Source organism: Rhodococcus sp. 14-1411-2a, from assembly GCF_002259485.1.
Taxonomy (GTDB): domain Bacteria; phylum Actinomycetota; class Actinomycetes; order Mycobacteriales; family Mycobacteriaceae; genus Rhodococcoides.
In genome coordinates, this window is sequence record NZ_NPGA01000015.1 from 601,196 (window position 1) to 613,637 (window position 12,442).

The following is a 12,442-nucleotide window of genomic DNA, read 5'->3' on the forward strand; positions in this document are numbered from 1 at the left end:
GGGGTAATCACCAACGACCGTCGGACTCTGTTGGACGTTGTCCAATCTGCGAAAGGTCGCTAGAGCCAGTCGTTCTTGTGGAACGTCCGCCACAGTCCGATACACACGCACAACACGACCGCGACCATCAGGTGATAGCCGTACGTCCAGTGCAACTCGGGCATGTTGTCGAAATTCATGCCGTAGATGCCCGCGACCATCGTCGGCACAGCGGCGATCGCCACCCACGACGAGATCTTGCGCATGTCCAGGTTCTGCTGCATCGTCACTCGCGCCAGCGCGGCGTCGACCAATGAGCTGAGCACCTCGTCGTACTCGGAGATACGTTCGGCGACGGTCGTCTGATGGTCCTGCACGTCGCGCAGGTAGCGTCGCACCGCCTTGGGGACGCTCGGCTCCTGCACCAGACGCGCCAACGGCGTCGACAGTGGTGTCACCGACCGTCGCAGCTCGACGACCTCCCGCTTGAGGAGATAGATGTTCTCGATGGGCACGTGGTGGTGCGGCGAGAACACTTCCTCCTCCATGCCGTCGACGTCTCGCTCGATCGAGTCGGTCACCGCGAGATACTCGTCGACGACGTGGTCGGCCACCGCGTGCAGTACCGCCGACGGACCGAGCGCCAGCTGTTCCGGGTTCGCTTCGAGGCGCTGACGCACACCGGCCAACCCCGAATGCTCCCCGTGCCGGACGGTGATGACGAAGTCGCGGCCGACCATCACCATGATCTCGCCGCTCTCGACGATCTCGTTGGCCGTCGTCACCGACTCGTGCTCGACGTACTTCACCGTGCGCAGCACCAGAAATGCGACGTCGTCGTAGCGCTCGAGCTTGGGCCTCTGATGGGCGTGCACGGTGTCCTCGACCATCAGCTCGTGCAGGCCGTAACACTGGGCGATCGCGCTCATCTGGTGTTCGTCGGGTGCATGCAGACCGACCCACACGAATCCCTCGCCGCGGGCGCGGACCTCCGCGATGGCCGAGGTGTGCGTGAATCTCCCGGGCAGTCGAGCCCCGTCGACGTAGACCGCGCAGTCGACGATCGCCCGGGCCGTGGGCACCGGAATGCGCGGTATCGGCTCGGGACCGGCCTTGGCCGAACGTCGATGCAGTGACGGCAGCGACGGGCGTGGTGGAAGGGACGGCATGGCGGGCAATCGTACGCCAGCAAAACGACGACGGAGTGGGCCTGGAACACTGTGCAGGTGCTCATCGATCTCCACACCCACTCGACGGCGTCCGACGGCACCGACAGCCCGGCCGAGCTGGTCCGCGCCGCAGCCGAGGCGGGACTGTCGGTGGTGGCTCTGACCGACCACGACACCACCTCGGGGTGGGACGAAGCGGCCGCCGCACTGCCGTCCGGCCTCACGCTCGTGCGCGGCATGGAACTCTCCTGCACCGGGCGAGGCGAGGACGGCGAGCCGGTCCCCGTGCACCTGCTCGCGTATCTGTTCGACCCGGCGAACGCGGCCTTCGCGGGCGAGCGCGCACGGTTGCGCGGCGAGCGGGTCACTCGATTGCGTGCCATCGCCGAGAAGATGGCGGCGGACGGTCTGCCCATCGATCCCGACGCGGTGCTGGCCTCGGCCGGAGCGGCAGCCGGACGACCGCACCTGGGTCGCGCGCTGATCGACGCCGGCTACGTTCCGAACATGGACGCAGCCTTCGCCGGTCCGTTGGCGACGAGCGGCAAGTACTACGTCGAGAAGGTCGACACTCCCCTCGAGGTCGCGGTCGACATGATCGCCGCGGCAGGCGGTGTCAGTGTGCTCGCGCACGCCAGAGCTCGTGCCCGCGGTCGCATCCTCGACCTCGATCACATTCGCGAACTCGCAACGCGCGGTCTCGGGGGAGTGGAAGTGCATCACATGGACCACTCGCCGCAGGACACCGCGGTGATGGCCGATCTCGCTGCCGAACTGGACCTGATCGTCACCGGATCCTCGGACTACCACGGCACCAACAAGACGGTGAAACTGGGCGAATACACCACGGCCCCAGAGCAATACGACCGTCTCGTCGCGGCGGCACGCCCATGACATTCGACGTGACGCTCTACCTGACGGTGCTCATCACCCTGTTCGTCATCATGGACCCACCGGGCGCGATCCCCGTGTTCCTGTCGCTGGTGGGCCGCAAGAGCAAAGAAGAACGCAACAAGGCCGCGTGGCAGGCTCCCGCCGTCTCACTGACCGTCATCTCGGTGTTCGCGATCGGCGGCCAAGCGATCCTGAGCTACCTGCACATCGGCATTCCGGCACTGCAGGGCGCAGGTGGGTTGTTGCTGCTGCTCATCGCGTTGTCACTGCTCACCGGAAAGGGCGCGGGCGGAGACACCGCCGCGGAGGACGTCAACGTCGCGCTCGTGCCGCTCGGGACTCCGCTCATGGCCGGCCCCGGTGCCATTGCCGCGGTGATCGTCTACGTCAGCCAGGCCGACGGTGACGCCGGTTCGTTCCTGGCAATTGCGTTGGGCATCATCACCATTCACGTGCTGTTCTTCCTGGTGCTGCGATTCTCGACGGCGCTGATCCGGCTCCTCGGAGAGGGCGGCATCTCGCTGTTGGCCCGCATCGCCGGCCTGTTGCTCGCCGCCATCGCGGTGCAGCTGATCGCGGATTCTGTTCGCGGATTCGTGGCCGGCGGATGACCGGGGGATCGTTCGGGCTCCGATTCCTGCGCGGGCTCAGTGGCATCGTCACCGCAGGACTGGTGGTGCTCGCCATAGGCGTCGCCGTCACGCAGTATCTGGGGCACTCCCGCGGATTCCCCGGTCCTGGCGGTCTCTCGGTCGCCGCACACATCGTCGCGGCGATCGTTGCCGTGTTCGCGCAGCGCGTCACCGATCACCGTCGCGGATTCTCGGCCGTCCTCGGGGCGATCGTGGTCTTCGTCGCCACCGGCCTCGTCCTGTGGACACAGTGGTGGCAGTAGAAGCGGTGGTGGCAGTAGCACAGCGGTGGCACCGAGATCTGCTCCGTTCTGACTCTGTGGTCAGGTGGGGTGGCGATGTGGCACACTGGGGCACCGACAGGGCTACAGCCCATCGCTGATCGTGCAGGCGCACCCGCCTCACATGCGAGACACGCTCTCGGCAGTTTGCAGCCAGCACTGGCGCACTCCGACGGCCCTCATTTCCACCACTCACTTCGTTGACATTTCGTCGCCTCGCCGGTCGAGGTCGACAGTGCGAGGAGCTTTCACCGTGACGGCAGTCGAAGACACCGCAGCAACACCCACAACGCCGGCCCTTCCCGCCGGAATCACCGACGAGGAGATCTTCGCCGGGCACCTCGGCGGGAAGCTGTCGGTCGAGTTGGCAGCGCCGCTCGAGACCCAGCGCGATCTCTCTATCGCCTACACTCCCGGAGTGGCCCAGGTCAGCCGCGCCATCGCCGCCGAACCCGCGCTGGCCAAGCGATACACCTGGACCGATCGCCTCGTCGCCGTCATCTCCGACGGTTCCGCCGTGCTCGGCCTGGGCGATATCGGTCCGCGCGCGTCGTTGCCGGTGATGGAAGGCAAGGCCGCACTGTTCAAGAAGTTCGCGGGCCTCGACTCCATCCCGATCGTGCTCGACACCAACGACGTCGACGAGATCGTCGAGACCATCGTGCGGATGCGGCACAGCTTCGGTGCCGTGAACCTCGAAGACATCTCGGCGCCGCGCTGCTTCGAGATCGAACGCCGCGTCATCGAGGCGCTCGAATGCCCGGTCATGCACGACGACCAACACGGCACCGCCATCGTCGTCCTCGCCGCGCTCAACGGGGCCGCGAAGGTGCAGGGCCGGAGCACCTCCGAACTGAAGGTCGTCATCTCCGGAGCCGGGGCAGCAGGTGTGGCGTGCGCCAACATGCTGCTCCTGGCCGGCATCCGGGACGTGGTGGTGCTGGACTCGCGGGGGATCGTCTCTTCCGATCGCCAGGATCTCACCAGCGTCAAGGCCGACCTCGCCGCGCGCACCAACCCCCGTACACTGGCCGGCGGAGCGGTCGACGCCCTGGCCGGAGCCGACGTGTTCCTCGGTCTGTCCGCGGGCAAGGTCGACGAGAGCTACATCGCCTCGATGGCCCCGAACTCCATCGTGTTCGCGCTGTCCAACCCGGATCCGGAGATCCATCCGGAGGTGGCGAGGAAGTACGCCGCCGTCGTGGCAACCGGACGCAGCGACTTCCCGAACCAGATCAACAATGTTCTCGCCTTCCCCGGTGTGTTCAAGGGCGCGCTCGACGCAGGTGCCCGCCGCATCACCGAAGGCATGAAGCTCGCCGCTGCCGAGGCAATCCTCTCGGTTCTCGGCGACGAGTTGGCTGCGAACAAAATCGTGCCCAGCCCACTCGATCCTCGTGTCGCCCCGGCCGTTGCGGACGCAGTTGCGGCAGCAGCGCGAGCCGAGGGCGTCGCGTAGGAAAACGGAAAGAAAACACCGGCGAACCCGGCCCCACCCGGGCCTGCGGTTCGCCGGTGTCTTTCGTCGTGGCTCGAGTCAGACCCTGGCGAGTCCGGTCGGCATCCGCCGCAGGCGACCGGTTCCAGGAACGGACGCCCACACGGCGAGTGCGAGCAGGCCGTCGACGATCAGGGTCAGCAGCGCCACCAGAATCGCGCCGACCAGAACGCGGCCGTAGTCGTAGAGCGCGAGCCCGTCGAAGATGTAACGGCCGAGCCCGCCGAGGTTGACGTAGGCCGCGATGGTCGCGGTGGCGATGATCTGCAGTGTGGTGTTGCGCAACCCGCCGAGGATCAGGGGAAGAGCGTTGGGGATCTCGACGCGAAACAGCACTTGGGTTTCGGTCATCCCCATCGCCCGGGCGGCGTCGACGACGTTGGCGTCGACGTTCGCGATGCCGGAGTACGTGCCGGCCAACAGCGGAGGAATGCCCAGCAGCACCAATGCGATGATCGGCGGGATCAGGCCCAACCCGATCACCAGAACCAGAAACACGAGAATGCCGAGGGTCGGCAGCGACCGCAGCGCGTTGACGAGCCCGACGATGACGGCCTCACCGCGGCGCAGGTGACCGATGAGCAGACCGACCGGAACCGCGACGGCAGCCGAGAGCAACACTGCCAACAGGCTGTACCACATGTGTTCGATCAGCCGTGCGCCGATTCCCGTGGGACCGGCCCAATTTCCGCCGTCGAGAATGTACGAGAACGCCTCGGAGAAGAGATTCATGCGCGTGCCTTCTTCTTCGACGAGCCTGTGCTCAGCCGCGTCCACGGGGTGAGACGACGCCCCAGCAGGTACAGGGCCGCGTCGAAGATCAACGCCAGGAACACGATCGAGATGATGCCCGCGAAAATCTGATCGGGATAGTCACGCTGGTAGCCCTGGGTGAACAGCTGGCCGAGGCCGCCGATGCCGATCACCGAGCCCACCGAGACCAACGAGATGTTCGTGACCGCGACGACCCTGATGTTGGCGATGAGTACCGGAAGTGCCAGTGGCAGTTCGACGGTCACTGCTCTCCGCAGTGTCGAGTAGCCCATCGCCTCGGCGGAATCGACCACGGCGAACGGCACCGAATCGAGTGCCTCGGGTACTGCGCGCACGAGCAGCGCGGTCGAGTACACCGCCAGCGCGATCACCACGTTCAACGGATCGAGAACGGGCAGACCGACGATCGCGGGGATGGTGACGAACAAAGCCAGCGACGGAAGCGTGAAGGCAATACTGGCCACCGTCAACGTGATTCGGCGAACCCAACGGGTGTTGCGAATGACGGTACCCAACGGGATGGCGATCAACAGTCCGATGAGCAGCGGGACGAGCGAGAGATACAGGTGAGTCTTCGTGTAGCCGAGAACCACATCGAAGTTGTCCAGCAGCCAGATCACTGTTCGTTGTCCCCGGTAGTGAGGAAGTGGTGCCGGTTGCGTTCGGAGTCCTCCGACTTGCGTTGTGCAGCAAGGTTTTCGAGTATCTCAGCCCCGTCGACGCTACCCACGGCCGCCCCGGATGCATCGACCGCGACACCGATCCCCGACGGCGAGGAGATCGCCGAGTCGAGTGCCTGACGCAGATCGCCGCCCTCGAGGAACAGGGAGCCGCCCGCCGCCGTGCTCTCGTCGATGCTCCGGCCTTCGCGCACCTTCTCGACTCCGGTCGCGTCGATCCATCCGAGTGGACGGCGCTGCCCATCGACGACGAGGACCCACTGCCCCTGGTCCAGCCTCAGACCGTGGATCTCGTCCTCGGTCGCCGTATGGATGGGGTGCATGGTCACCGACTGTGCCGATCGAAACGACAGGCCGCGGTAGCCACGATCGCGACCGACGAACGACGCCACGAAGGACGTTGCCGGGGAGGCGAGTACGGTTTCCGGCTTGTCGTACTGCTGCAATCGGCCCTGGGGTCCGAACACGGCGATGCGATCACCGAGCCGTACGGCCTCGTCGATGTCGTGGGTGACGAACACGATCGTCTTCTTCAGATCGGCCTGCAGTCGCAGCATCTCGATCTGCAGTTCCTCCCGAACCACCGGGTCGACCGCGCTGAAGGGCTCGTCCATCAGCAGGATCGGCGGGTCTGCGGCAAGCGCCCGGGCGACGCCCACACGCTGTTGCTGCCCGCCGGACAGTTGCGCCGGGTAGCGCGAGGCGAATGCCGGGTCGAGGCCGACGCGCTCGAGAACGTCGAGCGCGGCTGTGCGTGCTGCGCGACGCGATTCGCCGTTGAGTACCGGCACCGTGGCGACGTTGTCGACGACGGTCCGGTGCGGCAGCAACCCGGCACTCTGGATGACGTATCCGATGCCGCGGCGCAGCTTCACCGCGTCGATGTCGGCGATGTTGCGCCCGTCGACCGTGATGACGCCCGAGGTGGGCGTGATCATGCGATTGATCATTCGCATCGAGGTGGTCTTGCCGCAGCCGGACGGCCCCACGAACACGGTGAACGAGTGTGGCTCGATCACCAGGTCCAGCGAGTCGACGGCAGTGGTGCCGTCCGGATACGTCTTGTTGATGCTCTCGAAGGTGATCATCAGCTGACCGGCTGATCCAGACCCTTGTCCTGGACCCAATCCGCTGCTGCTGCCGCGGGCTCGACCTTCTCGTCACCGGACACTCGCGTGTTCAGCGCAATCAGCTCCTCGGTGGTGATCTGCGCCGACACGGCGTCGAGCACCTGAGTGAGCTTGTCGGACTGCTTGGCTGTACGCAGCACCGGAATGATGTTCTGGGCCGCGAAGTTGTTCTCCGGGTCCTCGAGGACGACCAGATCGTTCTGTGCGATCGAGGGGGCGGTGGTGAAGATGTCCGCGGCGACGACCTGTCCGGAGACGAGGGCCTCGACCGTCGCCGGGCCGCCGCCGTCGGAGATCGGGATGTAGTTGCCGGGCGAGATGTCCAGGCCGTACTTGTCTCGCAGACCGGGCAGGCCGCCGACGCGTTCCTGGAATTCCGGGGTACCGGCGAAGGTCACCTCGGAGGAGAACGGGGCGAGGTCGCCGATGGTGGTGAGGTTGCGCTCGGTGGCGGTCTGGCGCGTGACGACGACGGCGTCCTTGTCCTCGCCCGGTGCCTGCGCTGTCACGGTGAGGTCGTCGCCCAGAGCCGCGGGCAGTGCGGCCAGGACGTCCTCGGAGGACGTGGCGGTCGCGGATTCGTCCAAGTACTGCAGCAGGTTGCCGGTGTAGTCGGGGATCAGGTCGATCGACCCGTCTCGCACTGCCGGAATGTAGGCCTCACGGCTGCCGATGTTGAGCTTGGTGCTCACCTCGAAACCGTTGGCGCGCAGAGCCTCGGCGTAGATGTTCGCCACGGTCTCGGACTCGGGGAAGTTGGCCGAGCCGACGATGATCGAGTTGGTGTCGCTGTTGCTCTCGCCGCCACCGCTGGACAGTGGATCCGAATTTCCGCCGCAGGCGGTCAGAGCGGTGACCGAGAGAGCGAGTGCGGCTACGGCGGCCACTGCCCTCGGAGCGGAGAACGCGCGCGTGATTCGGGAGGTGGTCATGGTGTCCTTCCATCGGTTCGGGCACAGTCCTACCCATCGCCGATCGCCGCCTCCGGGCTGCGGGGGCATCGTCGAAACCAGGACTCGGGCTGCTCGGGATGGTAGTCGAATTCAGCGTGCCCATAAGGTTGGTTCGACTACCGTCTCGTTCGCACTAGTGCCCCGCGGCCGAGATCGGTAAACCACCCGGGCAGTGAACAGGAGAAAATGACAGTGCGATCGTCGGTTCTGGCAGCAGCCCTGGTGATGTCGATCGCCGGACTGGTCGGCGGTTGCAGTGCGGGCGCGTCGACCGACCCTGCCGGCGCGGCCGTCGTCGTCGGAGCAGGCAGCTCGGATCTGTCGCGTCTGCTCGCGCAGATCTACGCCGGTGGACTGCGGTCGACGGGAGCGGACGTCGAGGTGAAGGACGACCTGGGAGACCGAGCCGACTACCTCGCGGCACTGGACCGCGGTGAGGTGACGATGGTTCCCGATCTCACCGGAGAACTGCTGCGCACCTTCGACACTCTGTCTGCGGCAACCGAGGCCGAGGACGTGTACACCGAACTGAACCGATCACTGCCGGCCGGGTTGTCGGTGGGGGATTACGCCACCGCCGAGGATCGACTTGCCATTGCGGTGGCGTCGGACAGTGAATCGGGCGACGAGACGGTGACCGACTTCCTGGGGCGTGAGGAAAAGACCGTGGGAATCGTGGACGGCCAGGTCGATCCCATGGACGTCATTGCCGAAGGCACGAAGAGTCCCACGTTCACAGGGGCGTCGTTCACCGATATCACTCCGTATGCCGATGCGCAGTCCGCCGTCGACGGGTTGAACGCCGGGGAGGTCGACGTACTCGCGATTCGCACCGCCTCGTTCGGCCCGTTGGCGAAGGATCTGACCACGCTGCCCGACGACGATCATGTGTATCCCGCGCAGAACGTGGTTCCGCTCTACGTCGACGGAGTGCTCAGCGAGAGTGCTGTGAGGTCCTTTTCCGTGGTGGCGGGGGAGCTGACGACTGCGGACCTCGCCGACATGATCGGCGAGGTCCGCAACGGCGTTCCGTCAGGCGAGGTCGCCGGCCGCTGGCTCGGTGAGCGCAACCTGTGACACTGTGCCCGTCTGCGTTGCCCTGACCTTGCGGCCCAGGTACGAGCCCATGTGATGGACGGCCTGAGCCGCCTCCCGCAGGATCGACGCCTGTAGATGAGCCACGTGCCAGAGCTTCTTGTATTCCACGTGCTCGAGCTCGACGCCCGACGATCGCAGCTTGTCCGCGAACGCGGTGATCTGCGCGTACAGCACCTCGTCGGTGCCGACGTGCATGACGGTCGGAGGCAGTCCGTCGAGGTTGCCCAGCAGTGGTGCGAAGCCCTGGTCGAGTGGATCGCCCGCACCCAGATAGGCGTCGGCCGAGCTGTAGGACCAGCCGGTGTTGACCACGAGATCGCGGTCCTTGGCGGCGTCGCGCGCACCGGGATCGACCCAGGGCGAGATCAGGCCGAGTGCGGCCGGGCTGGTGCCGTCGTCCACCAGACGCCGGGCGGTGGCGACCGTCAGACCTCCACCGGCGGAATCGCCTGCGATGGCGATGCGGTCCGCGGTGAATCCGTGCACGCGGACCAGCTCGCGGAACGCCGCCACGGCGTCGTCCAGACCGGCCGGGTACGGGTTCTCCGGGGCCAACCGGTAGTCGAGCACGTAGACGGCGCTGGCCGATTCCCGCGCCAGATGCGCGGCCAACGACCGGTGCGTGTTGATCGAACCGATCGTGTACGCGCCGCCGTGCAGGTACAGAATCGCGGTGTCGCGTTCGGTTGCCCCGACGGTGATGCGCTCCGCTCGCCGTCCGGCGAGCGTCAACTTCTGCGCGACGGTTCCGTGCGGAAGAGTCTGCGCCGGAGCCGCCGCCTCGAGCAGGGCCCGCTGCGCTCGGAACGACAGACGCGGATTCAGCGCCAGGCGATAGAAGGGCTTGAGTGCTGCCGCGACGATCGGCAGGGGAACGTAGAAGGACTTCACGGGCTCGCCTACTTCTTCGTACGCGGCAGCGCGCGCTTGGACACCGCGGCGATCAGGCCCTGGTAGCGAGAGCCGGTGATGCGCTGCAACAGATCGAGGGCGATGGCGTCGGACCCGATGAGCACCCGGCCCTTGCCCTTCTCGACGCCCTTGAGGATGGTCTTGGCCGCGTCGATCGGGGTGGTCTTGGCGAGCTTGCTGTCGAAGAACTTGGCCACGTCGGCCTGATCGAAGTTCTCGGCGACGGTCGCGTTGCGGGCGATGGCGGTCTTGATGCCACCGGGGTGCACCACGGTCACCTTCACCGGTGCCTTGGAGATCAACATCTCCATCCGCAGCGATTCACTGAACCCGCGGACGGCGAACTTCGCCGCGTTGTACGCCGACTGGGACGGCATGGCGAGCAGGCCGAACAGGCTGGAGATGTTGATGATGTGGCCGTCGCCGGAGGCCTGGATGTGCGGCAGAAATGCCTTGGTGCCGTTGACGACTCCCCAGAAATCGACGTCGACGATGCGTTCGATGTCCTTGAACGAGGACTTGTCCACGTCACCGTGGTACGCGATACCGGCGTTGTTGTAGATCTGGTTGACCTTGCCGAAATGCGCGACGACGGCCTCGGCGTAATCCAGCACGGTCTCGCGCTGGGACACATCCAAGAAGTCCGACTTGACCTCGGCGCCCAACGCCTCGACTCGTCGAACCGTTTCGTCGAGTCCGGCGGTGTCGACGTCGGACAATGCCAACTTCGCTCCGCGGCCGGCCAGTTCGAGGGCCAGGGCGCGGCCGATTCCCGAGCCCGCGCCGGTGACGACGGCCACCTTGCCTGTGAATGTGCTCATCGTGCGGACACCTTGTCTGTGTTGTTGCCGGCGGAGTTGGTCGCCGACGGTCCGGAGGGCAGGTCTGCGGTAGCGACGCTACGGTACGCATCGAGATCGAAGTTCCTGGTGATTCTGCGGAACTCGAACGTGAAGCCCGGCCACAGCGTCGTGTTGTTGCCGTGCTTGTCGAGGTACCAGCTGGCGCATCCGCCGTTCATCCAGACACTCTTGGAGAGTTGGTCCTGCAGCGTCACGTTGTACTCGTCCTGCACGTCCTTGCGCACCTCGATGGTGCCGATGTCGTGCTTGTCGATGGTGTTCAACGCGTCGACCAGGTAGTTGATCTGCGACTCGATCATGAACACCATCGACGTGTGGCCCAGGCCGGTGTTGGGGCCCACCAGGAAGAACATGTTGGGGAAGTTCGCGACCGCCGCGCCCTTGTAGCCCTGCTGACCGCCGTCCTCGAAGGTTTCGGCCAGTGTGCGGCCGTCCTTGCCGGTGATGCCGTGGTAGGCGGGGGAGTCGGTGACGTGGAAGCCGGTGGCGACGACGAGCGCGTCGATGGGGCGCTCGGTGCCGTCCTTGGTGACGATGGAGCCCTCGCGGATCTCGGCGATGCCGTCGGTGACGAGATCGACGTGGCTCTTGGCGAGCGCGGGGTAGTACGCGTTCGAGATCAGCATGCGCTTGCAGCCGATGCGGAAGTTCGGCGTGACCTTCGCGCGAAGGGCCTTGTCCTTGATCTGCGTGCGCAGGTGGTTCTCCGACGCCCACTGCAGCGGCTTCATGAAGGCCGGAGCCTTCGCCAGTCCGACGACCTGCGTCTCGCGCATCGCGTAGATGCCGGTGCGGGAGAGACGCTGGAATCCGGGAACGTGCTTGAAGGCGAAGCGCTCGAGCTTGGTGTACGGGCGGTCCGCGCGGGGAAGAATCCACGGCGCGGTGCGCTGGTACACGTCGAGGTGCTTCACCTGATCTGCGATGGCGGGCACGATCTGGATCGCCGACGCACCGGTACCGATGACGGCGACGCGCTTGCCGGCGAGCGAGACGTCGTGATTCCACTGGGCCGAATGGAAGACGTCGCCCTTGAAGTCGTGAATTCCCTTGATGTCGGGCAGGTTCGGTTCACACAGCGCGCCGACGGCGGAGACGACGATCTTCGCGGTGTAGTTGCCCGTGGTGGTCTCGACGTCCCAGCGGTTGGACTCGGCGTTCCAGCGGGCCGAGGTCACATCCGTGCCGAACACGTGCTTGTCCATCACGCCGTACTTGCGCGCCACCCCGGCGATGTACTTCTGGATCTCGGGCTGCGTGGAGAACGAACGCGTCCAGTTCGGGTTCAACGCGAACGAGTAGGAGTACAGGTGCGACGGCACGTCGCAGGCGGCACCGGGGTAGGTGTTGTCGCGCCAGGTGCCACCCACATCGTGGCCGCGTTCGATGACGACGAAGTCCTTCTTGCCTGCCTTCGTCAGCTTGATCGCGGCACCGAGGCCGGCGAATCCGCTGCCGATGATCAGCGTATCGACGTGACGCGGCGTCGTTGCACGGTCCGAAGTATCTGTTACGGGAAGACTCATGTAGGGGAGCGTAGAAGCTTATTGAGTGTGAGTCAATAGTTATTGACTAACAT

Annotated in this window: 13 protein-coding genes; 5 read left to right on the forward strand and 8 right to left on the reverse strand. The window is 65.7% G+C overall.

Annotated elements, in window-relative coordinates; all coding sequences use genetic code 11:
- Positions 1–59: 59 nt before the first annotated feature.
- Complete coding sequence (locus CH291_RS16595) at positions 60–1,148, reverse strand: magnesium and cobalt transport protein CorA (protein ID WP_068053140.1); 1,089 nt, start codon at positions 1,146–1,148, stop codon at positions 60–62.
- A gap of 57 nt (positions 1,149–1,205) precedes the next feature.
- Between CH291_RS16595 and CH291_RS16600 the strand changes: the two genes are divergently transcribed.
- From CH291_RS16600 to CH291_RS16615, 4 genes are all read left to right on the forward strand, one after another.
- Positions 1,206–2,042: a PHP domain-containing protein gene (locus tag CH291_RS16600; RefSeq protein WP_094688115.1), complete on the forward strand. Its 837-nt coding sequence runs from the start codon at positions 1,206–1,208 to the stop codon at positions 2,040–2,042.
- On the forward strand, positions 2,039–2,653 hold the full coding sequence (locus tag CH291_RS16605) for a MarC family protein (protein ID WP_068053143.1): 615 nt from the start codon (positions 2,039–2,041) through the stop codon (positions 2,651–2,653). Before CH291_RS16600 ends, CH291_RS16605 begins: the two co-directional genes overlap by 4 nt.
- Positions 2,650–2,937 (forward strand): hypothetical protein, encoded by a 288-nt coding sequence (locus CH291_RS16610; protein WP_068053146.1) that lies wholly within the window; start codon positions 2,650–2,652, stop codon positions 2,935–2,937. Before CH291_RS16605 ends, CH291_RS16610 begins: the two co-directional genes overlap by 4 nt.
- 271 nt (positions 2,938–3,208) lie before the next feature.
- Positions 3,209–4,414: an NAD(P)-dependent malic enzyme gene (locus CH291_RS16615; RefSeq protein WP_094688116.1), complete on the forward strand. Its 1,206-nt coding sequence runs from the start codon at positions 3,209–3,211 to the stop codon at positions 4,412–4,414.
- Positions 4,415–4,492: 78 nt separating this feature from the next.
- Here the strand turns inward: CH291_RS16615 and CH291_RS16620 are convergent, their stop codons facing one another.
- Genes CH291_RS16620 through CH291_RS16635 form a run of 4 tightly spaced genes read right to left on the reverse strand, consistent with a single transcriptional unit; the run spans position 4,493 to position 7,969 of the window.
- Positions 4,493–5,185 carry an ABC transporter permease gene (locus CH291_RS16620; protein ID WP_094688036.1) on the reverse strand — a complete coding sequence of 231 codons (693 nt, stop codon included), beginning with the start codon at positions 5,183–5,185 and terminating at the stop codon, positions 4,493–4,495.
- A complete protein-coding gene (locus CH291_RS16625) occupies positions 5,182–5,847 on the reverse strand; it encodes an ABC transporter permease (protein ID WP_094688037.1) in 666 nt (221 codons plus the stop codon). The genes CH291_RS16620 and CH291_RS16625 overlap by 4 nt, the downstream gene beginning before the upstream one ends.
- On the reverse strand, positions 5,844–6,995 hold the full coding sequence (locus tag CH291_RS16630; protein ID WP_068053157.1) for an ABC transporter ATP-binding protein: 1,152 nt from the start codon (positions 6,993–6,995) through the stop codon (positions 5,844–5,846). The genes CH291_RS16625 and CH291_RS16630 overlap by 4 nt, the downstream gene beginning before the upstream one ends.
- A complete protein-coding gene (locus tag CH291_RS16635; protein ID WP_094641309.1) occupies positions 6,995–7,969 on the reverse strand; it encodes an ABC transporter substrate-binding protein in 975 nt (324 codons plus the stop codon). Before CH291_RS16635 ends, CH291_RS16630 begins: the two co-directional genes overlap by 1 nt.
- A gap of 207 nt (positions 7,970–8,176) precedes the next feature.
- Between CH291_RS16635 and CH291_RS16640 the strand changes: the two genes are divergently transcribed.
- Complete coding sequence (locus CH291_RS16640; protein ID WP_068053162.1) at positions 8,177–9,067, forward strand: glycine betaine ABC transporter substrate-binding protein; 891 nt, start codon at positions 8,177–8,179, stop codon at positions 9,065–9,067.
- On the opposite strand, the gene CH291_RS16645 is transcribed toward CH291_RS16640, so the two are convergent.
- The 3 genes from CH291_RS16645 to CH291_RS16655 are packed head-to-tail and all read right to left on the reverse strand — an operon-like array spanning position 9,023 to position 12,389.
- The gene (locus CH291_RS16645; protein ID WP_068053165.1) at positions 9,023–9,979 is read right to left on the reverse strand and encodes an alpha/beta hydrolase; all 957 of its coding nucleotides are present in this window, start codon (positions 9,977–9,979) and stop codon (positions 9,023–9,025) included. The two genes, CH291_RS16640 and CH291_RS16645, sit on opposite strands and share 45 nt — an antisense overlap.
- An 8-nt stretch (positions 9,980–9,987) precedes the next feature.
- Positions 9,988–10,821 (reverse strand): SDR family NAD(P)-dependent oxidoreductase, encoded by an 834-nt coding sequence (locus CH291_RS16650; protein ID WP_068053168.1) that lies wholly within the window; start codon positions 10,819–10,821, stop codon positions 9,988–9,990.
- Positions 10,818–12,389: a flavin-containing monooxygenase gene (locus tag CH291_RS16655; RefSeq protein ID WP_094688038.1), complete on the reverse strand. Its 1,572-nt coding sequence runs from the start codon at positions 12,387–12,389 to the stop codon at positions 10,818–10,820. Before CH291_RS16655 ends, CH291_RS16650 begins: the two co-directional genes overlap by 4 nt.
- Positions 12,390–12,442 lie beyond the last annotated feature (53 nt).